General features: G+C 32.9%; 22 protein-coding genes. 14 read left to right on the top strand and 8 right to left on the bottom strand.

The features are described 5' to 3' along the window. The first annotated feature begins 114 nt into the window (after positions 1-114). The 5 genes from ACXGQW_RS00310 to ACXGQW_RS00290 all read left to right on the top strand — a co-directional run bounded on the left by ACXGQW_RS00310 (position 115) and on the right by ACXGQW_RS00290 (position 6,840). Positions 115-1,329 (top strand): DUF4856 domain-containing protein, encoded by a 1,215-nt coding sequence (locus ACXGQW_RS00310; protein ID WP_457823128.1) that lies wholly within the window; start codon positions 115-117, stop codon positions 1,327-1,329. 95 nt (positions 1,330-1,424) lie between these two features. Further along, the gene (locus ACXGQW_RS00305) at positions 1,425-2,591 is read left to right on the top strand and encodes an imelysin family protein (RefSeq protein WP_457823127.1); all 1,167 of its coding nucleotides are present in this window, start codon (positions 1,425-1,427) and stop codon (positions 2,589-2,591) included. Positions 2,592-2,607: 16 nt separating this feature from the next. Beyond that, entirely contained in the window at positions 2,608-3,978 is a 1,371-nt protein-coding gene (locus ACXGQW_RS00300; protein WP_457823126.1) for an HTTM domain-containing protein, read from the top strand. Beyond that, the gene (locus tag ACXGQW_RS00295; RefSeq protein ID WP_457823125.1) at positions 3,959-6,394 is read left to right on the top strand and encodes a TonB-dependent receptor family protein; all 2,436 of its coding nucleotides are present in this window, start codon (positions 3,959-3,961) and stop codon (positions 6,392-6,394) included. The genes ACXGQW_RS00300 and ACXGQW_RS00295 overlap by 20 nt, the downstream gene beginning before the upstream one ends. Positions 6,395-6,399: 5 nt before the next feature. After that, complete coding sequence (locus ACXGQW_RS00290) at positions 6,400-6,840, top strand: heme-binding domain-containing protein (RefSeq protein ID WP_457823124.1); 441 nt, start codon at positions 6,400-6,402, stop codon at positions 6,838-6,840. A gap of 71 nt (positions 6,841-6,911) precedes the next feature. Here ACXGQW_RS00290 and ACXGQW_RS00285 read toward each other — a convergent pair whose 3' ends face one another. The 4 genes from ACXGQW_RS00285 to ACXGQW_RS00270 form a co-directional block, all read right to left on the bottom strand. Next, complete coding sequence (locus tag ACXGQW_RS00285; RefSeq protein WP_457823123.1) at positions 6,912-7,967, bottom strand: imelysin family protein; 1,056 nt, start codon at positions 7,965-7,967, stop codon at positions 6,912-6,914. Between the two features lies 1 nt (position 7,968). Further along, on the bottom strand, positions 7,969-9,393 hold the full coding sequence (locus ACXGQW_RS00280) for a di-heme oxidoreductase family protein (protein ID WP_457823122.1): 1,425 nt from the start codon (positions 9,391-9,393) through the stop codon (positions 7,969-7,971). 95 nt (positions 9,394-9,488) lie between these two features. Further along, positions 9,489-10,748 (bottom strand): imelysin family protein, encoded by a 1,260-nt coding sequence (locus tag ACXGQW_RS00275; protein WP_457823121.1) that lies wholly within the window; start codon positions 10,746-10,748, stop codon positions 9,489-9,491. 70 nt (positions 10,749-10,818) lie between these two features. Beyond that, positions 10,819-11,172 (bottom strand): hypothetical protein, encoded by a 354-nt coding sequence (locus tag ACXGQW_RS00270; RefSeq protein WP_457823120.1) that lies wholly within the window; start codon positions 11,170-11,172, stop codon positions 10,819-10,821. Positions 11,173-11,256: 84 nt separating this feature from the next. Here ACXGQW_RS00270 and ACXGQW_RS00265 point away from each other — a divergent pair, with 84 nt between their 5' ends. From ACXGQW_RS00265 to ACXGQW_RS00250, 4 genes are all read left to right on the top strand, one after another. Continuing rightward, a complete protein-coding gene (locus tag ACXGQW_RS00265) occupies positions 11,257-11,757 on the top strand; it encodes a flavodoxin (RefSeq protein ID WP_457823119.1) in 501 nt (166 codons plus the stop codon). 186 nt (positions 11,758-11,943) lie between these two features. Further along, the gene (locus tag ACXGQW_RS00260; RefSeq protein WP_457823118.1) at positions 11,944-12,177 is read left to right on the top strand and encodes a FeoA family protein; all 234 of its coding nucleotides are present in this window, start codon (positions 11,944-11,946) and stop codon (positions 12,175-12,177) included. Continuing rightward, positions 12,174-14,138, top strand: coding sequence for a ferrous iron transport protein B (gene feoB, locus ACXGQW_RS00255; protein WP_457823117.1), 1,965 nt, complete (start codon positions 12,174-12,176; stop codon positions 14,136-14,138). The genes ACXGQW_RS00260 and feoB overlap by 4 nt, the downstream gene beginning before the upstream one ends. A gap of 135 nt (positions 14,139-14,273) precedes the next feature. Then, on the top strand, positions 14,274-15,560 hold the full coding sequence (locus ACXGQW_RS00250; RefSeq protein ID WP_457823116.1) for a dicarboxylate/amino acid:cation symporter: 1,287 nt from the start codon (positions 14,274-14,276) through the stop codon (positions 15,558-15,560). A gap of 76 nt (positions 15,561-15,636) precedes the next feature. Here ACXGQW_RS00250 and ACXGQW_RS00245 read toward each other — a convergent pair whose 3' ends face one another. The 3 genes from ACXGQW_RS00245 to ACXGQW_RS00235 form a co-directional block, all read right to left on the bottom strand. Continuing rightward, positions 15,637-16,521, bottom strand: coding sequence for a hypothetical protein (locus ACXGQW_RS00245; protein WP_457823115.1), 885 nt, complete (start codon positions 16,519-16,521; stop codon positions 15,637-15,639). A gap of 5 nt (positions 16,522-16,526) precedes the next feature. Continuing rightward, positions 16,527-17,015 (bottom strand): T9SS type A sorting domain-containing protein, encoded by a 489-nt coding sequence (locus tag ACXGQW_RS00240; RefSeq protein WP_457823114.1) that lies wholly within the window; start codon positions 17,013-17,015, stop codon positions 16,527-16,529. A gap of 309 nt (positions 17,016-17,324) precedes the next feature. After that, the gene (locus tag ACXGQW_RS00235; RefSeq protein WP_457823113.1) at positions 17,325-18,155 is read right to left on the bottom strand and encodes a universal stress protein; all 831 of its coding nucleotides are present in this window, start codon (positions 18,153-18,155) and stop codon (positions 17,325-17,327) included. A 152-nt stretch (positions 18,156-18,307) separates the two neighbouring features. On the opposite strand from ACXGQW_RS00235, the gene guaB reads away from it, so the two are divergent. The 4 genes from guaB to ACXGQW_RS00215 all read left to right on the top strand — a co-directional run bounded on the left by guaB (position 18,308) and on the right by ACXGQW_RS00215 (position 24,059). Further along, positions 18,308-19,771 carry an IMP dehydrogenase gene (gene guaB / locus ACXGQW_RS00230; RefSeq protein WP_457823112.1) on the top strand — a complete coding sequence of 488 codons (1,464 nt, stop codon included), beginning with the start codon at positions 18,308-18,310 and terminating at the stop codon, positions 19,769-19,771. A 113-nt stretch (positions 19,772-19,884) separates the two neighbouring features. Then, positions 19,885-21,060: a putative sugar nucleotidyl transferase gene (locus ACXGQW_RS00225; protein WP_457823111.1), complete on the top strand. Its 1,176-nt coding sequence runs from the start codon at positions 19,885-19,887 to the stop codon at positions 21,058-21,060. A 1-nt stretch (position 21,061) separates the two neighbouring features. After that, positions 21,062-21,589 (top strand): adenine phosphoribosyltransferase, encoded by a 528-nt coding sequence (locus tag ACXGQW_RS00220; protein WP_457823110.1) that lies wholly within the window; start codon positions 21,062-21,064, stop codon positions 21,587-21,589. Between the two features lie 4 nt (positions 21,590-21,593). Further along, complete coding sequence (locus ACXGQW_RS00215) at positions 21,594-24,059, top strand: M1 family aminopeptidase (RefSeq protein ID WP_457823109.1); 2,466 nt, start codon at positions 21,594-21,596, stop codon at positions 24,057-24,059. An 8-nt stretch (positions 24,060-24,067) separates the two neighbouring features. Here ACXGQW_RS00215 and ACXGQW_RS00210 read toward each other — a convergent pair whose 3' ends face one another. Then, complete coding sequence (locus ACXGQW_RS00210) at positions 24,068-24,478, bottom strand: helix-turn-helix transcriptional regulator (protein WP_457823108.1); 411 nt, start codon at positions 24,476-24,478, stop codon at positions 24,068-24,070. 310 nt (positions 24,479-24,788) lie between these two features. Between ACXGQW_RS00210 and ACXGQW_RS00205 the strand changes: the two genes are divergently transcribed. Continuing rightward, positions 24,789-25,844 (top strand): M14 family zinc carboxypeptidase, encoded by a 1,056-nt coding sequence (locus tag ACXGQW_RS00205; RefSeq protein WP_457823107.1) that lies wholly within the window; start codon positions 24,789-24,791, stop codon positions 25,842-25,844. Positions 25,845-25,945: the final 101 nt, after the last annotated feature.

The following is a 25,945-nucleotide window of genomic DNA, read 5'->3' as shown; positions in this document are numbered from 1 at the left end:
ACGTTTTCGTAAATTTATTTATAATAAATTAAAATAAGGTTTGTTTATTTAGAATTGGTCTGTATATTTGCAGTATTAAATCAAATTAACTGTAACAAGTCTAAATAAATTAAAATGAAAATCAATAAAACAACATTTACTACATTGCTAGCTGCAACAGCCCTGTTTACCTCGTGTTCTAGCGACGACGATACTAATAATAACGACACTAATAATAGCATATCTTTAGAATTAAGTGATATCGACACTAATGGATTAACGGTTCCTACTTCTTACGAGTTTTCAAGGAATAATGAATCATCAGTAAGCTTTAGTGGTCAAACAACACGATTACTACAAGTTCGAGAAATTGCAGAAGCGTTAAAGAGTTCTGAGACCACTCTAAACAGTCTACAAGACCAGTTTAATAAAGGTATCGGATTTGCTAATGCAAGTTTGGCTAACGGAAAAAAAATACGTAATAAAACAGCAAATTCTTTAGGGTTATTTAATAATGGAGTATCAAATAACTCAGATGCTATTAAGCAAGAATTTGATGCTTATTTATCTAAATATGTAAATGATGTTTTTCCTAACGTTGCTATAGTTGCCTCTGCAGGAAATGCAGGTTTGGCAGATGGGAAGAGATTTGTAAATGGAGATGGATTAGAATACAATCAAGCGTTTATAAAAGGTTTGGCTGGTGCCTTGGCATCAGACCAAGCTCTGAATCATTATTTTGATAGGTTAGACGAAGATAAATTTGATGAATCTAACTCTTTTAGAATTGCAAACGATGCTAATGAATTAGTAGTTGACAAAAACTACACAACTATGGAGCATCATTGGGATGAAGCTTATGGTTACGTATTTGGTGTGGAATTAGTAGAAGACGAACTTTTACAAAAATACATCGGAAGAGTAGAGAGTGATGATGATTTTAAAGGAACCTTAAATACCATAAAAAAGGCCTTTATTATTGGTAGAGCAGCAATTGTTGCTAAAAATTATGAAGTTAGAGACCAAGCTATTGAGGTTTTACGTTTTCAAATCTCCAAAGTAATTGCAATTAGATCTGTGTATTATCTACAACAAGGAAAATCTAAGTTGGATGTACGAGTACAATCATTTCACGACTTATCCGAAGGATATGGGTTTATCTACTCTTTACGATTCACACATAACCCAGAGACAGGAGAACCTTATTTTACACAAACTGAAGTTGACGGATTTATCAACGGTTTAGAAGCTGGTAACGGATTCTGGGATATTACTCCTAAAAAGTTAGACGAACTCTCTGAGGCTATTGCTGCGAAATTTAATTTTACTGTAGCACAGGCTGCAAACTAGTTTAAATATTAGATAAAATTTTTGAAGGATTGACTTTGTGTCAATCCTTTTTTAGAAGTATATTTGCGCTTAATTAGAATAAATTAAAATAAAAAATGAAGAATTTAACCCTATTATTAGTACTGATAACCACCTTATTTGTTTCTTGTAATAATGATTCTGAAAGTGGACCTGTGGATAACTTTAATAGAACTACATTGTTGAATACATGGGTAAACAATATTATTATTCCTTCATTTGAAGATTTGAGTGCAAAGCTAACCGAATTAAAAACTTCTCAAAACAACTTTAGTGCGAACCCATCCATTAGTGGTTTGCAAGACTTGAGAGAAAAAACAATAGCGGTTCAAAAAGTGTGGCAGCATGTGGCTGTTTTTGAATTTAGAAAAGCAGAGGAATTAAACTATCGTTTGTTCATGAATTCCTTTCCTGTAGATTTTGAAACTAGTGTAAATAATTCAATAGAAGATGATGATACTATTAAAACCAATTTACAATCTGGTAAAGATGTTAATTTCCTGCTAACTCAAAGAGCAGATGAACAAGGATTACCTGCCTTAGATTATTTGTTAAATGGTTTAGCAGACACCGATGCTTCTATACTAGCACTTTTTACAGCAAAACCTGAAAATACGGAAAAGTCCCATCATTTGAATTATTTAGAAAAGGTAATAGACCGCATGATATCCCTAACAAACGATGTACAAGCTTTTTGGATTAAAGATGGTGCAAGTATTGCAGCAGACGGAGGTTCTTCGGCAGGTTCTTCACTAAATAAAATGATAAACGATTATATAGTATATGTAGAAAGAGCTTTTAGAGAAGCTAAAATAGCAACTCCCTCAGGTAAAAGAGATGGTGTAGTTAATCCAAGTGCTGTAGAATCCTTTTACAGTTCCGAGAACTCCAAGTTGTTTTATTTAGAGGCCTTTAAAGCTGTTCAAAATGTCTACTTTGGAAATAGTTATACTGATGGTACGGAAGGTATTGGAATTGATGACTACTTAATAGAATTGAATACGATTCCTATGGGAAAAGATGTACTGCTAAACGACATTATTAAAGAGCAGCTTGATGCTATTTCTGAACAAAATACCAATCTAGAAAATGATTTTGTTTCGCAAATCAAATCAGGGCCGGTAGGAGTAAATACATTTTTAACAACATTTAACACAATACAGGAATATGTGTTACTATTAAAGGTCAATACACTTTCTGCTACCAATATTGCTGTAGACACTGTTGATAGCGACGGAGATTAAATTTAATTAAAAGCTAATGATTAATAGCGTTTATAAATACATTCACACTGAGAAAGAAGCTAGTATACTAGCTTCTTTTCGTATTTTATTTGGAATATTAAGCATTATTGGACTCGTTCGATTTATCAATATGGGATGGGTAGAAGAATTTTACGTCACCCCTAAGTTTCACTTTAAATACTATGGATTTCAGTGGGTAAAAACTTGGGGAGTATATACCTATTTACTCTTCTACATTGCCATTACGGCATGTGTAGGTATTATCTTAGGGTACCGTTATAAGTTATCTATGTTGATGTTTTTTTTATCTTTTACTTATATTGAATTGATTGATAAAACAACTTATTTAAACCATTATTATTTTATTAGCTTATTAAGCTTTGTGCTTATTTTTTTACCTCTAAATGCTACTTTTTCTTTAGACAACATCAGAAAGCGAGAAAAATATAATAAAGTACCTCAATGGACTGTGGATACTATCAAAATACTTTTAGGCATTGTTTATTTTTATGCTGGCTTAGCCAAATTAAATTCTGACTGGCTATTAAAAGCCATGCCTCTAAAAATTTGGCTCTCTACTAAAACTGATTTGTTTTTGATTGGCCCTCTAATGAGTCAAAATTGGTTTCATTATTTAATGAGCTGGAGTGGAGCATTATATGATTTAAGTATTCCTTTTTTGCTATGTATGCGAAAAACAAGGCCTTATGCTTTTTCTTTAGTGGTCATATTCCACGTCTTTACAAGAATACTATTTAATATTGGTATGTTTCCTTACGTAATGATTGTAGCAACACTCATTTTCTTTGAAGCTCCATTACATCTGAAATTTATTAACTATTACAAATCATTCATCAGCAAGATTTTGAAAATTGATGCAAAGAAAAATCGTGTAATAGTTGTGAAGTCTAGCTTAAAGCTTCACAGAAATAAATTATTTATAATTAGTCTATTTATAATAATTCAATTAATTTTGCCTTTTAGAAGCAAACTTTATCCTGGAGAACTGTTTTGGCACGAACAAGGATTTAGATTTTCTTGGCGAGTAATGTTAATTGAAAAATTAGGAGATACTAACTTTACTGTAAGAGATAGTGTAACTGGTAAACAGTTTTATGTTGATAATAGTGACTTTTTAACTTCTTTTCAACAAAAACAAATGAGCTCACAACCAGATTTTATTTTGGAATATGCACATTATTTGGGAGATCATTTTAAAAGTCAAGGACATCAAAATATCCAAATTTTTGCAGAAAGTCATGTAACCTTAAACGGAAGATTGCATAAAGAATTTATAAATCCTAAAACAGATTTATATAGACAGAAAGAAAGTTTTAAAAATAAAGAATGGATATTACCATTAGGAGATGAAATTAAAGGTTATTAAATTACTAATGTGCTTTTGTTGCACGTTAAACTGGGCATATGCACAAAATGTGAGTTTTGAAGTTTTAGATCAAGAGACCCTTTTACCCGTATCAGAAGTTCAAATAATTACAAAAAAGGGGAGAATACTAGGGCTTACCGATAAAAAGGGACTGCTTACTACAGCAGTAAACTCATCAAAACAATATATCTATTTTATACATCCTGAATATAAAATATTAGAAAGAGAATTTCTAATTGAAAATAATATTACTTTAAAAATCTATTTGAATTCGGCTACAGAAAAACTATCTGAAGTTGTTTTAAGAGCAAAGAAAAAAGAAATTTACGCTTTGACAGCTCTAAAACCCGTAGAAGGAACCCATATTTACGAAGGAAAAAAATCCGAAGTAATTAATTTGGATTTGGTTGATGGAAACAAATCATCAAACAATGCACGTCAAATTTTTTCCAAAGTTGCTGGTTTAAATATTTACGATTCTAACGATGGAGGTTTACAGCTTAATATTGGAGGTAGAGGATTGGATCCAAATAGGACTTCTAACTTTAATACTCGTCAAAATGATTACGACATTAGCGCGGACGTTTTAGGTTACCCAGAAAGTTACTACACACCACCGTCCGAATCTTTAGAAAAAATACAAGTAATAAGAGGGGCAGCCTCGTTACAATACGGAACTCAGTTTGGAGGATTGATTAATTTTATCACCCACAAACCAAGCTACAGTCCCATTGAATTTACCACAAGAAATACGGTCTCTTCTTTTAATACATATACTAACTTTACTTCGTTAAGTGGTACCAAAGGCAAGTTTTCCTACTACACGTATTACAATTTTAAGAAAGGGGATGGATTTAGACCTAATTCCGAATATGAATCAAACAACTTCTTTATTCATTTAGGCTACCAATTTAGTGAAAAAACCCATGTAGAATTTGAATATACGCTTTTAGATTATCTGGCTCATCAGCCAGGTGGACTGTCAGATGTTCAGTTTTTAGAAGATCCTACACAGAGTTATTTAACCAGAAACTGGTTTGATGTGAATTGGAATTTATTCAACTTAAAATTTAATCACGAATTCAATGCAAACAATAAAATTACATTTAGTGTATTTGCCTTAAATGCTTCTAGAAATGCTATAGGATTTAGAGGGGATGTTCGTGCAGAAAATCCCAATATTTTTCTAATCAACGGAGATGCCATAGATGAGGACGGTAATTTTGTGGACCCAAGAGATCTTATTGTAAATAATTTTAAAAACTGGGGGACAGAAACTCGTTTTTTGTCAAATTATCAAATAGGAGGACAAGACTCTTATTTATTATTGGGTCTAAAAACATACAAATCTGACAATGATGCTAGGCAGGGTGCTGGTAGTACGGGTACGGATGCCGATTTTAATTTTATAGAATCTGCCCAATTTCCTAATCAAAATAATTTTGATTTTCCAAATTTTAACACTTCTATATTTGGAGAAAACATCTTTAACATAACCGACAAATTCAGCGTAACTCCTGGTTTTAGATTTGAACACATCACAACAAAAGCCGAAGGTACATTTTACAATGCCTCAATAAACAAAAACATACCCGATAACAATTCCCTAACAAGAAATTTTGTTTTGTTAGGTTTGGGCTTGAGCTATAAACCTAATGGCTATTTAGAATCTTATGCCAATTTTTCTCAGAACTATCGTTCCGTTACATTTTCAGATATTAGAACGGTTAATCCTACTTTTAAGATTGATGAAAATATTGCAGACGAAGAAGGTTATACTTTTGATGTAGGGATTAGAGGTAAACTCAAAAAAGCGTTTTCTTATGATCTTAACGTTTTTACCTTGTTATACGACAACAGAATAGGGCAAGCTATTGATAACAGAGCTCAATTTGTAAGAACCAACATTGGTAAAGCAAATATTGTTGGGTTTGAATCTCTGTTACAATGGAACCTCAAAGAAACCTTTTTTAAAAACAATAAACACCTAACTTTAGATATTTATAATAATTTGTCTTTGACTAGCTCTGAATATATTGAATCAGAAGTTAGTGGGGTGAAAGGTAATCAGGTTGAATTTATCCCTTTTTACAATTTAAAAACGGGAATTCATTTAGGTTGGAAAAATGCTTTGGTTGGATTACAATATTCTTTTGTTGATGAACAATTTACGGATGCTTCCAATACTCCGTATGATCCTGACAATTCATTCAATACTTTTGGAGCTATTCCTGGTTATGACATTCTAGATTTAACGACCTCTTATAAGTTTAGCAAAAACTTTAAATTAGAAGCAGGTGTAAATAATTTGTTAGACAATAGCTATTTTACTCGTAGAGCTACAGGGTATCCAGGACCAGGAATTATTCCTGCTGCACCTCGAAGCTATTACGCTACTTTAGAAATCAAATTTTAGACATAATGATTAAGAAGATTGTACTCGTATTATTGGCCATTTTTATAGTGATTCAATTTGTAGACAGTAACAAAAATAATGCAGCTGTTAGAGAACTTGAAAACTTTACTAGCGAAACAAGACCCAACGAACATATAAGCAGTATTTTAAATAGTAAATGTTACGACTGCCATAGTAATAAAACCAACTACCCATGGTATGCCAAAATAGCTCCTTTGTCTTTTTGGTTAGACCACCACGTAGAAGAGGGTAGGGAACATTTGGATTTTTCTAATTGGGCAAATTACGACAACAAAAGAAAAAGGCATAAGTTAGATGAAGTGATAGAAGAAGTTGAGGAAGGTGAAATGCCTTTAACTTCTTACAAAACTTTACATGGAGATTTGGGCGAATCTGAAAGAGAAGCATTAATTACCTGGGCTCAAAAGGCTATGAGAAACTACTAGTAGAATAATTGCTGTAGTAAACACGTCCTCATAAACTATTGAGGATGTGTTTACTTTAATAGCCTTTTTCATCAATCTCCATCATTGTCTGTAGGTAAAGTAGCTACCGATAAAAGACTAGCTCCGTCAACGGAAAATAAGCGGATTAGTTCACTTAACGAATCGTATATTTTGTTAATCTGAGGGTCGTTTACCTTTATAGCTTCAGAAAGGCTACTCTCTAATTTATCTATCTCCAGATACAACTCGTTAAAAGCAGCATTTATAGCCTTAGTTAACTGCTGTTCCTCGTCAATAGCATTCACAATACTCGCAAAATTAGTACTACTTTTACTATAAACAGATTCCACTTCGTTCAATTGAGCCACAATCAAGTCTAAAGATTTTTTACTTCTAAAAGCTTCTAAATCTGAAATAGAGGTACCTTTTGAACCATTAATTCCAGCAGGCTTTTCTAATTTGGTAACCCTAGCAACATCTAAAATATTTATTATTTGGTTAAATGCTAGACACCTAGCATTTTTTATGCAAGACTTACCGCCAGAGTTAATGAATACATTTAAATAATCTTCCTGCCAAAACTGGATCAAATCATTGGCTTCATTTAAAATTTCTTGAGCAATAGCAAGTAAATAATGATAGCGTTGGGTATTTCTTTCCAACCGCGTTTTACTACCATCATCAAAAAGTAAGTATTCAACTGTAGCCAGCCCTTTGGTTGTGGAACTTTTTCTATCTAAATAAGTGCTATTGTAAATAACATCTTCATCAATATTATCTTCTATACTGCTCACATTTGCAGGAAAATTATAAATTTTGATATCAAAAAACTGCTTGTTAATTTCTTTAAAATTGTAAACCCTGGCTTTAGAATATAACGAAGCGCAATTAAACCACTGCTGTTGTAGATTGTTAAAATTCTCATCTGTTCGGTTGTTGTTGAATTTTGTAATGAGTTCAACTTGTTTTTCTGCTGCAGATTTGAAGTTGTCTAAAGAAGGGAAAATATTATCATGATAATATTTTTCAAAAAAAACATCATGTGTTAGTTTATTTTCCTCCTTCCCACAAGAAGCTATTCCGATCAAAAGTAGCATTACTATTGATAACTTGTATCTAATTTTCATATTATAAAGAATTTAAAAAGGCTAATAATTGTGCTCGTTGGCTCTTGTCTAGATGCATGAATTGATTTTTTGACTTTTCAGCTTCACCACCATGCCATAGAATAGCTTCTTCTATATTTCTAGCTCTACCATCGTGTAATAAAAAAGTATGATTGTTAACGGTTTCAATCAATCCGAGTCCCCATAAAGGTTGTGTTCTCCACTCTTTACCGTTGGCTAAAAAATCTTCTCGATGATCAGCCAATTCATCTCCCATATCGTGCAGTAAAAAATCTGAGTAGGGTTTTATTTTGATGTTTTCTAGCTGAGGCATAAAACGATATTCACTTGTGGTAAAATTGTTTACATGACATTTAACACAACTTAGTTCGTTAAATAGTTTTTTTCCTTTTAACACCTCAATATCCTTAAAATTTCTTCTGATTGGTACCGTTAATGCTGTTTGATAAATTAGAATTCTATTGAATTGTACAGGGGGTACTTCCGAAATATCACCAAGATTCACTCCATTAGGCTTCTCTGAACAATCTATCCCATGAGGACAATTTTCTTCTGGAAAAAGATTGGTAGTTAACCCCATATCTCCATTAAATGCAGCTGCTACTTGCTGTTCTAAGCTGGGCTGATTGGCTTTCCATCCGAATTTACCAATGGTTAATTCTCCTTTCTTTACATTCCATACGTAATTGGCCTTTCCAGAAATACCATCTCCATCTAAATCTTGTTCGTCTGCATTGGCAAGAATACTAGCAGCTGATAAAGCATCCACAAATCCCAATCCCATCACTTGTTGACCTATTCTAGGAGAAGTTTTTACGTTGGCTAGCGTTCCGTAATTTGCGTTGTTAATGGTGTAAGTAGGTTTTCGTAATTCATAACTCGTACCGTCAGGATATTTTCCGTTGATGATTGTAAAATTAACAGCTATATCTCCTTCTGGATCAAATGTGTTATTTGCCCTGTCTTGTAACTGGTTTCCATAATTAGGAATAGGAGTGGGGCCATCATTAAAACTATTCCCTGTACTCAACCTTATCAGAAAACCTCTAGAATTACCATTATCATTTAATATGGGTTTTCCTCTTCCATCTTTTTGATGACAATTGGCACAAGCATGCGCGTTAAATAAAGGACCTAATCCATCTCTTGTGGTAGTTGATGCAGGGGAAGAAACCCAGCTTTGATCAAACATAGAATTTCCAACCCCAAAAGAAAAATTTTGAGTTCTAGACAAATTAGGAATCGCTCTTCCAAAGGCTTTGTCTCCACTATAAATTCTTACTGATAATTCTGAAACTAAGGACTCTTCATCTTCTTCGTAGTGATCAATAACAAATTGCTCTTCGTCTGAAATTAGTTCTTTATACTCATCCGATGAGCAGGAATAAAGTATTGATATGGTTAGTAATATGAGTAAGTTTTTCATGAATCATTTTAAAGATAAAATACAGAGTTAGAATGCTTAAAGCATTTAACTCTGTATAGGTAGATATTGGAGGTTTTAAACAAATAAAGTGTTAGCTAGTTGATACTAATAGAAGCCCCTAGTTTAAAAGCAGCATCTGCAATAGCAGCTCCTTGGTCTTTTAATGCTGTGGATAATTGTCCTGCTGGACCGTTAGAATCTTCCGTTTCTTTACTGATAATTTCATCAAAATTACCTGAAGCACTCAAAAGAGCATTCAGCTTAACTAGGGTAGTAGTTGCTTTATCTTTTAACTCATCTGCAATTTCGTTATCTACGTTTTTAACCAAATCAATTAGTGAAACCCCCTGAATTTTAGCTCCAGACTTACTGGTGTAAATTCCGTTAATTACATTGTTAATTCCGTTTACGTTGGCCCACATATCTTGCTTTGTGTTATCGGAAAAACAAGAATGTTCATTTTCTTGTCCATCAGCAATCGCAGGATCAAGTCTTTCCGCTGCCACTTCTCCGTTAGAAATAAAACCTATTCCGTTTAAAATATTGGTCAAAGCGATATCCTCATCCAAAGCTTCAAAAGTGTTTCTATAACTACCTCCATCGGCCCAAGTATCGTTTAAATCTTTTAAGTCTTTAATTAACAAGTCTGTTACTATTTGCAAATACTGTTTTCTTCTATCGGCATTTACCTCGGTAGTATAATCAGTAAAAGGCCTTTCTCCAGATTTAGAGAAATCATCAGCCATATGTGTTACACTATTGTAATTTAAATCTTGTCCCCATAATAAGAATTCAATGGCATGCCAGCCCGTAGTTATATTGTCCGCGTTGTCTTCATTTTCTTCGCTTTCGCCATCTTGCAACTCTTCATTTTTACCCAAAATACTAGCTTCTGTCAAAACAAATTCAGTATCACCAATAATACCGTTTTGAACCTTTTGACCTCTATTACCCGACACATAATCGATAAAACCTTCTTCTAAAGGCCATGCGTTAATTTGTCCTTCAGTGTTTAGTAAATCAGGATTATCAATAGGACCATTGGCCTCTCTAAAAGCTTCTGTCTGTCCATAATAATCCCTTGCGCTCAACCATGCTTTTTGAGCATTATTTAAAGTAGAAGCAGAAGGTGTAGCTATGAATTCGTTGATTTTGGTTTGCATTTCCAGAGCACTTGCATATGAATCATTATAATTCTTGGCTACAATGGCCGCATAATTTTTAACAAATGCTTCCTTGGTCACTTCACTAGGTGGCGAACTCGGTTCGTTATCATTATCGTCATTACAACTTGTTAATGTCATAACTAACATTAAAGTTGATTTTGTAATTAGTTTAAAATAGTTAAATTTCATTTTATTTAGATTTAGTTAAAATAATAATTAATGCAAACATATTATTTATTTAGACTTTATAAAAATAAAATTAAGATATTTTGTATTTTGATAGCATATCTTTCATTGACAACTTAAATGCAGTACCTTTTAATAAATCATTTAACTGAATTAATTGATGGTAGCTTAATAGCATTCTGATTTCCATTTGTTTACTTTGATAAATCACGGTTTTGTTAACCAAATCTTTGGAACAACTACAGCTCGCATGGTAGTTTAATATTTTGTAAGTGGATTCAACAAAAGACTCTAATTCTTGCTGATTTACTAAAAAAGAAATTTGATTGATTTCCAATGCCATCAAGTGGTGAAAGGGTTCATGATCATCAATAACTTGATAACTAGCTCCCAATTGATTGTTGTAAATATTTTTTAAAGTCTTCATGATGTGTAATTTTTAGGCAAATATATTTATTATTTTTATTTAGAATTGATAAAAATAGATATATTTGTAGAAAATATAATTTAAATGATAGGTTTATTTTACGGATCAGATACTGGAATTACAGAAGAGGTGACCAATGAAGTTGTGGAATATTTTGAAGAAATTGAAGTACATGAGATTTGCGATGTTACTCTTAATACTTTCAATCAATATCAACATATCATATTAGGTTTGTCTACTTGGTACGATGGTGATTTACAAAGCGATTGGGGGGCTTTTTTTGAGGATTTTAAAACGATTGATTTTACTGACAAAAAAGTCGCTATTTATGGACTAGGAGATCAAATTGGGTATGCAGAATATTTTATAGATGGAGTAGGAATTTTGGCAGAAGAAATTATAAAAAATGGAGGAGAAGTGGTTGGTTTATGGCCTACTAATGGATATTTACAGACAGAATCAAAAGCTATTGTTCCCCATAATCCCAATTTATTCTATGGTTTGGCTATAGATAATGATAATGAAAGTAACTTGACTGAAGAGAGATTAAAAAGATGGATTGATATCATTAAAGAAAAGTTTTAGTATTTCACTAGAATTTGAATTGTTTGTTTTGTTTAAGCTCCTATTTTAGAATTGTAGGAGCTTTTTTTGTGAAATTAAATATGTTTAATTATTTTAACTAAATCTAAATAGTTCTTATCTTCGCGATTCTAAATTTTATGTTTAGTAGTCAATTGTGGATATATAATCTCGACATAAACAAGTTAAATGATAAACACACTTACTATTTCCGATTTACAAAGAGGAGAAAGAGCGATTATAAAATCTTTTGATGAAATAGACGTGCCTCTAAAATTGATAGAGATGGGATGTATAGAAGGTAATTACGTAGAAGTACTACAAAGAGCTCCTATGCAAGACCCAATTTACCTCAACATAAGTGGTACTTACTTGGCTATCAGGTTAGAAATAGCTTCTAAAATACTAGTAGAAAAATTATGAGCGATATTAAAGTAGCTTTAATAGGAAATCCAAATACGGGAAAAACTTCTTTATTTAATCGCTTAACAGGACTAAATCAAAAAGTAGGGAATTACCCTGGAATTACCGTTGATAAAAAAACAGGGAGCTGTAAACTAGAGAATTCTAGTGTGGCCGAAATTATAGATTTGCCTGGTACTTACAGCTTAAATGCCAGCTCGCTGGATGAGGATGTTGCTGTTAAAGTTTTGTCTGATAAATCCAACACCAATTATCCTGATGTGGTCGTAGTGGTGGTAGATATTGAAAACTTGAAAAGAAACCTCTTTATATACACACAAATTAAAGATTTAGGGATTCCAACTATTCTAGCTATTAATATGGCGGATAGAATGGCCGACAGAGGAATAGACATAGATATCCCTGCTTTAGAAGAATTGTTGGTTACTAAAATAGCCCTAATAAGTTCTAAACAAAACAAGGGAATATCTTACCTTAAAAAGTTGATTTTAAATTATCAAGAAATAAATAGTGCTCCGTGTTTTGTTGAGCAAGAAACTGTGTTTTCTAAGTACGCTAAGGATGTGCAGAAAAAACATCATTTAGAAACAGTAAGGAGATATCAATTTTTAAAAGAGGTTTTAAATAAAACCTATAGCCAAGATCCTCATAATGCAAAAGATATAAGGTCTTACTTAGACAGAATTCTAATCCATAGAATTTATGGTTATTTAATATTTTTTACCATTTTATTTACGGTGTTTCAGGCTTTATTTTCGTGGTCTGCCATTCCCATGGATTTTATAGACAATACTTTTGCTAGCTTATCTGAGTTTGTGAAAAATAATTTTGCCAAAGGTACTTTTACCAATTTGCTGTCAGAAGGAATTATTCCTGGAATAGGAGGGGTGGTTATTTTTATTCCTCAAATTGCTTTTCTATTTCTATTTACCTCGGTATTGGAAGAAAGTGGATATATGAGTAGAGTAGTTTTCTTGATGGATAGAATCATGAGAAGATTTGGATTGAGCGGAAAAAGTATTGTTCCGCTAATTTCAGGAACTGCGTGTGCTATTCCAGCAATTATGGCAGCTCGAAACATAGAAAATTGGAAAGAAAGATTAATTACCATTTTGGTAACTCCCTTTACAACTTGTTCTGCTCGTTTGCCTGTTTACGCAATAATTATCAGTCTAATTATTCCTTCACAAGCCACTTTTTTAACTTTTAATGTACAAGGTTTACTCTTAATGGGTTTATATTTACTAGGGTTTATAACAGCTATATTAGCTGCTGCTTTGTTAGATAAATTTTTAAAAATCACTTCCAAATCTTACTTTGTAGTTGAGATGCCTAATTATAAGCTACCTCTTTTTAAAAACGTACTTATCAATGTGGTAGATAAGACAAAAGCCTTTGTTTTTGAAGCTGGTAAAATTATTTTGGCTATTTCCATACTTTTATGGGGACTAGCTTCTTATGGCCCAGGTGATTATATTTCTAAAGCTGATGAAATTGTTTTGGAAAGCTACCCAAACTATTCTGAAGAAGAATTGCAAACAGAAATTGCTTCTTATAAACTTGAACACTCCTATATTGGAACCATGGGTAAATTTATTGAACCTGTTATTAAACCTTTGGGGTACGATTGGAAAATTGGAGTGGCCGTTATTGCTTCATTTGCAGCACGAGAAGTTTTTGTTGGAACTTTGGCAACTATCTACAGTGTAGGTAATGAGCAAGAGTCTACTATTAAAGATCGAATGAAAAATGAGGTTTTTCAAGGTACCAAAACACCTGTTTATTCTTTTGCTACTGGAATTTCTATTCTATTATTCTATGCTTTTGCCATGCAATGTATGAGTACTATTGCGATAGTTAAACGAGAAACTAATGGTTGGAAATGGCCTATCGTTCAAATGGTAGTCATGACTGGGATAGCTTATATCACTGCCTTAATTGCTTATCAAACATTATCCTAATGCAAATAGCTCAAAACATATTAACGTTAATATTTGTTGTAGCGGCTTTGTACTATATTTATAACAAATACTTTAACAACAAACCCAAAAACAATTGCGGAGGGAAGGATTGCTCTTGCTAAAAACTTTTACGATATGAAAAAAATAGCACTACATTGGAAAATTATCATTGGACTACTGTTGGGTGTTATTTTTGGATTGTTGATGACTCAAATTGTTGGTGGACAAAAATTTGTAGTGTATTGGATCAAACCTTTTGGAACCATCTTCGTAAAACTTTTAAAATTAATCGCTATCCCATTAATTATGGGTTCTTTAATTAAAGGGATTTCTGATTTAAAAGACATTTCCAAGTTTAAGTCTATGGGGATAAAAACGGTAACTATCTATGTAATTACTACTATAATTGCCATAGTCATAGGTCTGACACTCGTAAACTTACTAAAACCTGGAGAAGGAATTTCTACTGAAACTGTTGAATTGCTCAAAGAAAATTATGCACATCAATCGAGTATACAAGGTAAAATCAACGAAGCTCAATTTCAACAAACACAAGGGCCGCTTCAATTTTTGATAGATATAGTACCTAGCAATATTGTAGAAGCCATGGGTGATAATAAAAGTATGCTAAAAGTTATCTTTTTCACCTTGTTTTTAGGAGTGTGTTTACTATTGATAGAGGAAAAAAAATCCAAGCCTCTAAAAGATTTTTTCGATTCACTTAATGAGGCTGTTTTAAAAATGATTGATATCATTATGCTATTTGCTCCTTATGCTGTGTTTTCTTTACTAGCGACTGTTGTTGTCTCGTCTGACGATATTAACGTATTGCTTGCATTACTAAAATATGCAGGAGTTGTAGTGTTAGGACTGATGTTGATGGTTGGTTTTTATGTTTTTTGTGTCTCTTTTATAGTTAAAAAATCGCCATACTGGTTTTTAAAAAACATTTCTCCTGCACAACTTTTGGCTTTTTCTACCAGTTCTAGTGCAGCCACGCTACCTGTTACTATGGAAAGGGTAGAGGAACATTTAGGGGTTGATAAAGAAGTTTCTAGTTTTGTTTTACCTGTGGGAGCTACCATCAATATGGATGGTACCAGTTTATACCAAGCTGTAGCAGCAGTTTTTATCATGCAAGTATTGTGGCCTGAAGGTTTAAACTTTCAAAATCAAATTATTATTATCATTACTGCTTTGTTGGCTTCCATTGGTTCTGCTGCAGTTCCTGGAGCAGGAATGGTCATGCTCATTATTGTTTTGGACTCTATTGGTTTTCCCAAAGAGTTACTTCCCATTGGTTTGGCCCTCATTTTTGCTGTAGATAGACCTTTAGATATGTTAAGAACCACCATTAATGTAACTGGTGATGCTACCGTAGCTTTAATCGTCGCTAAATTAAGCCAAAAGACCACAAAATAAATCTTTACTCATTCTGTAAAACACAAAAACACCTATCTAAATTGATAGGTGTTTTTTGTCTTTTGTAGTTAAGGTATTACTCATCGTAAAATTCAACCGACAAACTAGAACTTACGCTACCCCAAGCTAAATATAAGGATTCTCCGGAATTTTGAAACAGTTTAATATCAAACACATCTCCAGAAGACACTTCAATAAACGAAGTACTAAAGGTCAAACCATAAAAAGAGTTAAAGTATTGATAAGTGTTAAACCCTGAATTAGACAATCCAGAAAAAGGGTTTCCGTTTTTATTTACAAATAGTTGAGATTTGCTATCGGTTGTCGTTAGAACTTGATCATAAATAATTGAACAATGAATTTTAATATACTTAACTCCTGTAGGAATAGTAATTTCTGTATTATTAGTTCCTCCCAGACTACTCTTGTAATTTTCACTAGGACCTCCTAACCAACGAATAGCCGTAGAAGTTAAATTGGGAATTTCATTATTTGAATTTGGATTCGGAGAGCCTAGGTTTTTTGATCTTACGGCTCCTAAATACTTTAGAGATGCATCTCCGCTTGTTTTGGCATATAAGGCATAAGGAACACTTAAAAATTGACTAACTCCCGTAATTGTAAAGGTAGTACCGCCCGTTGGATCAACTTCTGTTTTAATAAAATAAGTATCATCGCTCCAATCAATCGCAGAAAAATCTCCCAAAATTGCTGTATTTGCACCAATTTGAATACTAATTAAACCATTAGCGTTTGTATTTGTACTTAAAGCTTCTACGTAGACCGCAGTACCTGTAGCAGAACCCTTTAAAACGCTTATTTGCATTCCTATAAATTGATTTTTTACAAGTTCGTTTGAATTGTCTCTTATCACAGATTGGTAACTCATTTTTTCAGGAGCCTGAGAAAATAAATTTGAAAAGGCAAAAAGGATAAACGTAAGTGCTAGTATTTTTTTCATGTTAATTAGTTTTTAATGATTTTAAAAGTTTTAATGGTTTTGTTGTTTTTCTGAATACTCACGAAATAGGTAGAGGGAGTTAGTCTTTGCATCGGAATATCTGTCTTTGCTTCTTTAATATCTACTATAGAGACAGTCTTACCTTGCAAGTCCGCAATTCTATACTTCAAATTAGACAATTCCAATTCCTGTACATCTAATTTTAAGTAGCTTATTGCGGGATTCGGATATGCAGCAATTTTTGCTATTTTTTCAAGCGGAACTATACTTAATGTAGGGGAATTAGTTGTTTCAGATTGTTGAACTCCTTCTGTAACAACACCAGATGCTCCAATATGAGTATTGTACATTAATTGTCCAACAGAGTAGCTCATACTTCCAGCAGTTCCTGTGGCAATTCCACCACTTGTGTTAACGGAACTTTGAGCATGGGTTTGGACTGCCAAAAGCATTAGTAAATGAGACCATAATAAGACTGTGTTTTTTTGTTTCATCAATAGTTGTTTAGGTTAAAATTGTTTGTGAATAATTAAGGGACTGAATCCTTCAATACAGCAACAAAACTATTGAGTATACACAACTAAACCCCCACCCGAAATGGGTAGTTTTCACTATTTACTAGAGCTTTCAACAAATTTTACTTTTTTCTATCACCTTTCTATCAAACGTATATGTGAGGTGGATGCAAGTTTATTCTATCTTCCTTTTTAAATATTAATTATCTATATAACATCGCTTACAAACAACAAAAAGCCCCATTATCATTTTATAGATAATGGGGCTCAATTAAAAAGTAAATACTTTTAGATAAGCACTGTTAAAACAGGTAGAACAGTTTCATTAGCCAAGTCCAAAGAAACGCTGTCTGTAAAAAATTTGGAAATATTTGATTTACCGTGAGTAGCAACCGCTAATAAAGAAGTACCATGATCTTCTATATAACTATTAACACCATCTACAACTGTATAATCATCATAATTTTCAAAAGAATCCAAACTAGCTAAGCTTCCTTCGGTTTCCATTAAAAACTCTTTGAATCTAGTGTCCATTTCTTTTGTAGAAACAAAGCCACTACCAGGCTTATTAATAAAAAGTAACTTTGGAACAACTCCAATTTCATTAAAAAACTTTTTAGCATTGACATATGCTTTTGCTGATTCTAGTTTAAAGTCACTCACAAAAATTGATTTAGAAAAATCAATATCTTTCAACTCGTTTTTGATGACTAAAACTGGAATCTTAGAGTTTTTAACCACTTTCTCCGTATTAGACCCCAGGTATTCTCCATTTTGATAATCTTTTCCGTGCGATCCCATAACAATTAACGATGAGTTGTTTTCCTCTGCAATAGGTCCAATTTCTGGAAACAACGCAAAATGCTTTATAATTACTTTAATTGTGATTCCTTCTAAGTAATCTTTTTCTACAAAAGTGTTCATCTTTTGCTCTGCAAATTTAAGCATAAACACAATGGATTTGGCATAGGTACTATCGTGCTCGGAGTATCCAGAAGGTAATTCAAGCATGTGAATTAGCGTAAGACCATATCCGTGTTTTTTTGCTAGCATTGCTGCCACCTTTAATGCATTTTCTGAGTATATAGAAAAATCTACAGGTATAATGATGTTTTTCATGAAGTTTATTTTTATTTAATAAGTGTATTAAAAATAGCGAAAAATTACGTTATAGCAAAGTATATACCTCTATAAATCTTTCTAATGCGATTTTAACACCATCATTAAAAATGTTGTATATTTGCATGCAATTAAATCATATCTAATTGCAAATGTCTACTACAAAAGTTATTTCTGAAGGACTTACATACGACGACGTATTGTTAGTTCCGGCTTACTCCGAAGTGTTACCTAACACCGTATCGATTAAGTCTAAATTTACAAGAAATATTCCGTTAAACACCCCTATCATTTCTGCTGCTATGGATACCGTAACAGAAGGAAGAATGGCGATTGCTATTGCTCGTGAAGGAGGTATTGGTGTTATACATAAAAACATGTCTATAGCTGAGCAGGCTAAACAGGTTAAAAAGGTAAAACGCTCCGAAGCAGGAATGATTTTAGAGCCTGTTACTATTGCAGCTAGTCAAACAGTATATGATGCTAATTTATTGATGAGTGAGCACAAAATTGGAGGGATTCCTGTTGTTGATAGCAACGGAATTTTAAAAGGTATTGTGACTAATAGAGATTTACGCTTCGAAAAAAACAGCAGTAGAAAAATTCAAGAAGTAATGACTTCAGAAAATCTAGTTACTGTTTTTGCAGGTACTTCTTTAAAAGAAGCTGAGGTTATTTTACAAGATAACAAAGTAGAAAAACTGCCAATTGTTGATGATAACTTTAAGCTCGTAGGTTTAATCACTTTTAGAGATATTGTTAAAGTTAGAGAAAATCCCGAAGCAAATAAAGATGAGTTTGGTAGACTGAGAGTTGCTGCTGCTATTGGTGTAACAGACGATTGTGCTGAGAGAGTAAGTGCTTTAGTGAAAGAAGGTGTAGATGCAGTTGTATTAGACTCCGCACATGGTCACTCGGTAAACATCTTAAATAAATTAAAAGAAATTAAATCCCAGTTTCCTGATCTAGATGTAGTTGCGGGTAATATTGTAACAGCCAAAGCTGCTTTAGACCTAGTTGCTGCAGGTGCAGATGGTGTAAAAGTAGGAATAGGACCTGGTTCTATATGTACTACAAGAGTAGTTGCAGGTGTTGGATATCCTCAACTGTCTGCTATTATGCAAGTTTCCGAAGCTTTAGCGGGGACAGGTGTACCTGTTATTGCAGATGGAGGAGTGAGATATACAGGAGATATTCCTAAGGCTATTGCAGCTGGAGCAGATTCTGTAATGTTGGGTTCTTTATTGGCTGGTACAAAAGAAGCTCCAGGAGAAGTGATTTTATTCAACGGAAGAAGATTTAAGTCATATAGAGGTATGGGGTCAGTAGAAGCTATGAAAAAAGGTTCTAAAGACAGGTATTTCCAAGGAGATGAGGATAACAGTAAAAAACTAGTTCCTGAAGGTATTGAAGGAAGAGTTCCTTACAAAGGTGAGCTTTATGAAACTATGCACCAATTTATTGGTGGTTTAAGAGCAGGAATGGGATATTGCGGTGCTGCAACTATTAATAACCAAAAAGAAGCAGAGTTTGTTAGAATTACTGCCTCGGGTATTGCAGAGAGCCATCCGCATGATGTAACCATCACTAAAGAAGCTCCTAACTATTCTAGATAAGAGTTTTATTCCATAAAATTTATCGCCACCTAACATTTATTGTTAGGTGGTTTTTTTATATCTTTTTGGCTTAAAAATTGAAGTAGAAAAAACATTGCTAACCTTAGTTATTTATGAATTACATTCTGTTTGACGGTTCATTTAGAAATAATTTGCTGCCCTTTACACTCACTAGACCCGTTGCTGATATTAGAATTGGGATTTTAACAATTAGAGAAAAATGGGAAAAGTATTTAAAATTCACAACGACAACCCTAACTGAAGAATATCTGGAAGAAAAATATCCGATAGTAGAAATGGAAGAAAACATTTTTATCAATGCAGGATATCTCCCTAATGATGATTTTTTTAATGCCGTAAAAAAATTACAGAAAAATCAAGCGATTTATTACAAAGAAGATATTATTGCTTTTTATTCGCAAATAGATCAAGAAGATATAGATTTTAGCACTTATGAAGCTATTCACCTTGACCATGTAAAACCTATTGAACATAAATGGGACTTGTTTTTGTTGAATGATGAAGCCATCAGGCATGATTTTGAACTTTTAACCAAAGATGAGGTATCGCAAGAAATTCCAGATTGGATACAAGCCATCAATAAAAACGGAATATTCATTGAAGAAGGAGCAGAAATTAACCCCTGTATTTTAAACGCATCTTCTGGTCCCATATATATTGCTAAAGAAGCAGTCATACTAGATGGTGCTATGATTAGAGGACCTTTTGCTCTTGGAGAAAAGTCTTTGGTGAAAATGGGAGCCAAAATTTATGGAGCCACCACAATTGGCCCTAATTGCAAAGTAGGAGGGGAAATTAAGAACAGTATTTTGTTTGCTAATTCTAATAAAGGCCACGAAGGATACTTGGGAAATTCTGTAGTAGGTGAGTGGTGCAATTTTGGAGCGGACTCTAATGTATCTAACTTAAAAAACACCTACAGTAAAGTGCGATTATGGAGCTATCATCAAGAGATATACGAGGATTCAAAGCAATTATTGTGTGGACTTATGATGGCAGATCATTCTAAAACAAGCATCAATACTATGTTTAATACAGGAACTGTGGTAGGAGTAAGCGCTCATATCTTTGGTTCGGATTTACCAGAGAAATTTATTCCATCGTATAGTTGGTGTGGCAATAAAATTATGGATGTCTACAATTTTAAAAAAGCCATGAGGACTGCAAAAAAAATGATGGCATTATCTTCTCAAGAATTATCGAATCAAGATCTGGCTATTTTAGAACACGTTTATAATGAAACAAAAAAATATAGAGTAAAATTTTAATATGACCTTAGAAAAAGAAATAAAAGCTGCCATTAAAGACGTTCCCAATTTCCCCAAGCCTGGAATATTATTTAAAGATATAACCCCTGTATTATTGCAGCCATTATTAATGGAAAAAATGGTAGAAGAGATTAAAAATCAATTTGCCAATACTAAAATTGATGCAGTTGCAGGTATAGAATCTCGAGGATATTTATTTGGCCTTTTGTTAGCGAAATCTCTTAAAGTACCTTTTATCATGATTAGGAAAGAAGGGAAATTACCATCTGAAACTTTAAAAGAATCTTACGATTTGGAATATGGATCTGCTACCATAGAAGTACACAAAGATTCCATAAAACCCAACAGTAACGTATTAATTCACGATGATTTACTGGCTACAGGAGGGACTGCCGTTGCTGCAGCCAATTTAATTAGACAAAAAGCAACAGTTGTTGGATTTAGTTTTATCATCAATCTAACTTTTTTAAACGGTAGCCATAAATTATCACCTATTAGTACCAACGTACAATCATTAATTTCATATTAATTACATGAAAATATCCTATCAACTATTGCTATTGTTATTGGCAACGCAGTATATTCAATCTCAAAGGCTTTACCGTTTTAACGACAGCGGTAAAAGCAGTACAAAAGAATTTGACTTAATTGATACACAACTTGATTTGAGTTTTAATTTTGAAGATCAAACCGTTAATGGAAAAGCGAAAATTACCTTAAAACCTCATTTTACTCCAACCGATAAATTACAGCTAGATGCCAAGTCTATGAAAATATTTACTGTGGAAAGTAATGGTAAAAAATTGAACTATTACAATTCTGGAGAAAAACTAAATATAGATCTTCCTAAAGTTTATACTCAAAACGACACCTTAAGTTTATTTATCAAATACAAGGGAAACCCTAATAGCATTAAAAACAATGGAGGAGTAGCCATTACAGATAACAAGGGGCTTTATTTTATCAATCCTTTGGGAACAGATAAGACCAAGCCCACGCAAATTTGGTCTCAAGGAGAACCAGAACAAAATAGTGTATGGTTTCCCACCATCGATAAGCCTAATCAAAAATCTACGCAAGAAATTAAGTTAACTGTCCCTAACCAATACAAAACATTGTCTAACGGGATTTTAATTTCTGAAACCATCAATGCGGACGGAACCAGAACCGATTACTGGAAACAGTCATTGCCACACGCTCCTTACTTATTTTTTGTGGGAATTGGAAACTTTGAAGTAATTAAACAATCTTGGAGAGGTAAAGAAGTTAATTTTTACGTTGAACCAGCCTATAAAGATACTGCAAGCGAATTGTTTAAGCACACTACAGAAATGCTAACGTTTTTCTCAAAAATTACGGGAATAGAATACCCATGGGACAAGTACAGTCAAATGATTGTGAGAGACTATGTAAGTGGTGCCATGGAAAATACAGGAGCTGTAATTCATGCTGAACAAGCCATGCAGACTAAAGGAGAATTAAGTGAGAGAAACAATTGGGAATCCATCATTGCTCATGAAATGTTTCATCATTGGTTTGGAGATTTGGTAACCACAGAAAGCTGGGCCAATATAACTGTTAACGAATCCTTTGCAAACTACTCTGAGTTTTTGTGGTTTGAGCATAAATATGGAAATGATAGAGCTGCGGAACATCTGTTGCGAACAAAAAATGCATACTTAGATAAAAATGCACTTCAAGAAAATTATGAGAAGCATTTGGTTAGATACAACTACACTAAAAAAGATGATGTTTTTGATGTGGTTAGCTACAACAAAGGTGGAATGATTCTTCATATGCTAAGAAATTATTTAGGAGATGATAAATTCTTTACTGGATTAAACAACTACCTGACCAAGCATCAATTTAAATCCGCAGAGGCACATGATTTACGATTGGCTTTTGAAGAAATTTCTGGAGAAGATTTGATGTGGTTTTTTAGCCAATGGTACTACAGTAATGGACACCCAAGATTGAAAGTAAATTACGAGACAAATGTTTTAACCGAAAAAACAATCATAAAAATTACGCAAACCGAAAAAGAATTTGATTTTCCTTTAGCAATAGATATTTACACCTCTAAAGGAAAACAATCTTTAACGGTGTTTATGGATACAAAAGAAAAGAAATTTGAATTTCCGTTGACTGACAAAATCAAGTTGATTAAAATAAACTCCGATCATGTGTTATTGGCAGAAATAGAAACTCCTGAATTAACTACGGATGAGCTTATCTTTCAATACAATAACGTAGCGCACTATGTAGATAGGCTAGAAGCTTTAAAACAGCTAAAAGATAAACAAGATAGTAAAGATGTGTTTAAAGTGTTCGAAAAAGCTATTTATGATGATTACCATGTAATACAATCCTATGCCATAGAACATATTAATTTAGCAGGTAAGTTTGCCAAGAAAAAAACCATCACCAAACTAGTCAAGCTCGCTAAAAACACCAATCCTAATGTAGCAGCTTCTGCCATATCCACCTTGGGAAAGTTGGTTAATAGTGATTATATGGATATCTATAAGAAAGGACTAGAGAGCATTTCTCCTAAAATAAAAGGGAACAGTTTACTGGCTATCTATTACATAGATAAAAAACTAGCCACAGAATATGCAAAGGGACTTTCTAACGAAGTTAAAGACATTATACACGTTCCATTACTTAAGATTTACCTTGAAGAAAAAGACAAAAGTCAGGTTTCGTTTGTGGCTAAATACTTAATAAGTGGTCTATATTTTTTACAGGATGATAAGCTGAAGAAAAATTTTGAAGAAGCCTTTGAATGGGTCGCTACAACAAATAATATAGAAGCTATTCAGGTAATGGTAGACGATTTTGTTGAAAAAGGGCTTAGGTACAAGAAATACAACTTTAATTACGAAGCTATTAGGGTTCTAAGAACTGTTAAAGACAAGCAAATAGCCTCTAATAACTCTAATAAAATAATTATTTTAGAAACCATTGATGAAGGGATTAAAAAACTAGCAATAGACTAGGGAGAACACTATAAATACTCTTTAAAAGTACCGTTAGAATAAAAAATAACAATTCTTTCTATATCATTAGAAAGGGTTGTTTTTTTTTGCGCTAAAGTATCACCTTGAATTGTATTCGAATCAATAAACTTAGGATCATCACTAGTAGGAGGTGAGCTATTATGGAGGTCATTTGTCTCATTATTATCTGTTGCTTTGGGAAAACTACCCTTTCCGTATAATAACCAATCTAAAGTTACTTCTTTGTACTGAGCCGTAATTTTTAAAACAAACTCTAAGCTTGGTTTATTTCTACCCGATAGCAAATGTGATATACTGGATCGTTGTACTTTAATTTCATCAGCAAAAACCGCAGCTGTTAAATTGTAATGATCGAACAATTTATGAAGTCTATTGATAAACTTTTCTTGATTTAACATTGTAAACTTTTTCAAGAAGCTGATTGCTATCTTAGTTGATTACAAATGTAAACAAAATTAACTTAGTTAACAACTCCACATCTAACAAACACCCCAACAACAGTCTAAAACACTTCACTCATAAAAAACTAAATACTTAATAGTTAGTAAATTATGATATTTTATATGTATGCAATTTCACCCTAGGTGTTTCATCATATAAATCACTCTCTAATTCCTCATAAGACTTGTTCAAATGTGTTTGAGGAGTTGAATTCATTTTACAATTGTAAATTACAATTGTAAACAAAAGGTTGTTTACTTTTGTAACATGGATATAACTAAATTGGAAAGCTGGTATATTAAAAACTATCAGAATAAGCTATTAGGAAGACGAATTTTATTGGAGGATATAGAACCAATTATTCATGGTTTAACAACTCCGTTTAAGGTGAATAGAATAGGATCATCGGAAAACAACAAACCTATATATAGCATCAAATTGGGTAGCGGGCCAAAAAAAATTCTTTTATGGTCTCAAATGCACGGTAATGAAAGTACGGGTACGAAAGCTTTGTTTGACTTGTTTAAATATTTAGAAGAGTTGCTAGTTCAAAAAGATCAATTTGTAAAAGATTTAATGAACCAATGTACTTTAATATTTATTCCGATGTTAAACCCAGATGGGTCAGAAAATTTTACGAGAGTAAATGCGAATAATGTAGATTTAAACAGAGATGCTGTTTCTTTAGAAGCAAAAGAAAGTTTGATTTTAAGAAGAGTATTGGATGATTTCAAACCTCATTTTTGTTTTAACTTACACGATCAACGTACTATATTTAATGTGGAAGGTTTCAAAAATCCTGCTACTATCTCTTTTTTAGCACCCTCTATAGATGAAGCTCGTACTTTAACTAAAGGGAGAAAAGAAACCATGTCTGTTATTGTTGCCATGAACGATTTATTACAATCAATCATCCCTAATCACGTAGGTAGATATACAGACGAATTTTATCCAACAGCAACTGGAGATAATTTTCAAAAACTTGGTCACAATACTATTTTAATAGAAGCGGGACATTTTCCTAATGATTACAATAGAGATGTGGTAAGAAAATTCAATTTTTACGCAATGCTAGAAGGCTTAGAGTTTTTGGTAGAAAATGATGATTATAACATTTATGAGCCTTATTTTGATATTCCAAACAATGGTAAGCAGAACTACGATTTAATCATCCGAAATTTTAAAGATGACCTTAATCTAGCGCAAGATGTTGCTTTTCAGTACGAATACAAAGTAGTAGAGGACAAATTAGTTTCAACTTTGGTGGAATACCAGCGTGGAGATCTAAAAGAGTATTTTGGTTATACTGAATGTAAACATTAAATAGTGTTCATATAATATTAAATTAAGTTTTTATTTGTCCCAATAATATTTATATTTAATGCACAAAACCACTATTAAATTTTAAAATATTGTAGTTTTGT

It is taken from the genome of Wenyingzhuangia sp. IMCC45533 (assembly GCF_054111225.1).
This window is presented reverse-complemented; position numbering and strand designations above follow the sequence as displayed.

Bases quoted from the DNA above. Each gene is read 5' to 3' on its own strand.
- ACXGQW_RS00310 (WP_457823128.1), top strand. From the start codon at position 115: ATGAAAATCAATAAAACAACATTTACTACATTGCTAGCTGCAACAGCC.
- ACXGQW_RS00305 (WP_457823127.1), top strand. From the start codon at position 1,425: ATGAAGAATTTAACCCTATTATTAGTACTGATAACCACCTTATTTGTT.
- ACXGQW_RS00300 (WP_457823126.1), top strand. From the start codon at position 2,608: ATGATTAATAGCGTTTATAAATACATTCACACTGAGAAAGAAGCTAGT.
- ACXGQW_RS00295 (WP_457823125.1), top strand. From the start codon at position 3,959: ATGAAATTAAAGGTTATTAAATTACTAATGTGCTTTTGTTGCACGTTA.
- ACXGQW_RS00290 (WP_457823124.1), top strand. From the start codon at position 6,400: ATGATTAAGAAGATTGTACTCGTATTATTGGCCATTTTTATAGTGATT.
- ACXGQW_RS00285 (WP_457823123.1), bottom strand. From the start codon at position 7,967: ATGAAAATTAGATACAAGTTATCAATAGTAATGCTACTTTTGATCGGA.
- ACXGQW_RS00280 (WP_457823122.1), bottom strand. From the start codon at position 9,393: ATGAAAAACTTACTCATATTACTAACCATATCAATACTTTATTCCTGC.
- ACXGQW_RS00275 (WP_457823121.1), bottom strand. From the start codon at position 10,748: ATGAAATTTAACTATTTTAAACTAATTACAAAATCAACTTTAATGTTA.
- ACXGQW_RS00270 (WP_457823120.1), bottom strand. From the start codon at position 11,172: ATGAAGACTTTAAAAAATATTTACAACAATCAATTGGGAGCTAGTTAT.
- ACXGQW_RS00265 (WP_457823119.1), top strand. From the start codon at position 11,257: ATGATAGGTTTATTTTACGGATCAGATACTGGAATTACAGAAGAGGTG.
- ACXGQW_RS00260 (WP_457823118.1), top strand. From the start codon at position 11,944: ATGATAAACACACTTACTATTTCCGATTTACAAAGAGGAGAAAGAGCG.
- feoB (WP_457823117.1), top strand. From the start codon at position 12,174: ATGAGCGATATTAAAGTAGCTTTAATAGGAAATCCAAATACGGGAAAA.
- ACXGQW_RS00250 (WP_457823116.1), top strand. From the start codon at position 14,274: ATGAAAAAAATAGCACTACATTGGAAAATTATCATTGGACTACTGTTG.
- ACXGQW_RS00245 (WP_457823115.1), bottom strand. From the start codon at position 16,521: ATGAAAAAAATACTAGCACTTACGTTTATCCTTTTTGCCTTTTCAAAT.
- ACXGQW_RS00240 (WP_457823114.1), bottom strand. From the start codon at position 17,015: ATGAAACAAAAAAACACAGTCTTATTATGGTCTCATTTACTAATGCTT.
- ACXGQW_RS00235 (WP_457823113.1), bottom strand. From the start codon at position 18,155: ATGAAAAACATCATTATACCTGTAGATTTTTCTATATACTCAGAAAAT.
- guaB (WP_457823112.1), top strand. From the start codon at position 18,308: ATGTCTACTACAAAAGTTATTTCTGAAGGACTTACATACGACGACGTA.
- ACXGQW_RS00225 (WP_457823111.1), top strand. From the start codon at position 19,885: ATGAATTACATTCTGTTTGACGGTTCATTTAGAAATAATTTGCTGCCC.
- ACXGQW_RS00220 (WP_457823110.1), top strand. From the start codon at position 21,062: ATGACCTTAGAAAAAGAAATAAAAGCTGCCATTAAAGACGTTCCCAAT.
- ACXGQW_RS00215 (WP_457823109.1), top strand. From the start codon at position 21,594: ATGAAAATATCCTATCAACTATTGCTATTGTTATTGGCAACGCAGTAT.
- ACXGQW_RS00210 (WP_457823108.1), bottom strand. From the start codon at position 24,478: ATGTTAAATCAAGAAAAGTTTATCAATAGACTTCATAAATTGTTCGAT.
- ACXGQW_RS00205 (WP_457823107.1), top strand. From the start codon at position 24,789: ATGGATATAACTAAATTGGAAAGCTGGTATATTAAAAACTATCAGAAT.